The organism is Streptomyces sp. MMG1533 (assembly GCF_001279775.1).
Classification (GTDB): Bacteria; Actinomycetota; Actinomycetes; order Streptomycetales; family Streptomycetaceae; genus Streptomyces.
Genome location: NZ_LGDG01000202.1, coordinates 1 through 224 on the forward strand (window position 1 = coordinate 1; position 224 = coordinate 224).

1 rRNA gene is annotated in these 224 nt (G+C 57.1%); it reads right to left on the minus strand.

The features are described from left to right. A 23S ribosomal RNA gene (locus ADK57_RS19840) occupies window positions 1-224 on the minus strand; the annotation flags it as partial.

Consider the following 224-nt stretch of genomic DNA (forward strand, 5'->3'; position numbering starts at 1 on the left):
CGTTTGTATCGCTACTCATGCCTGCATTCTCACTCGTGAACCGTCCACAACTCGCTTCCGCGGCTGCTTCACCCGGCACACGACGCTCCCCTACCCATCCATACGGGCGTTGGCCCTATTGTATGAATGACACGACTTCGGCGGTACGCTTGAGCCCCGCTACATTGTCGGCGCGGAATCACTAGACCAGTGAGCTATTACGCACTCTTTCAAGGGTGGCTGCT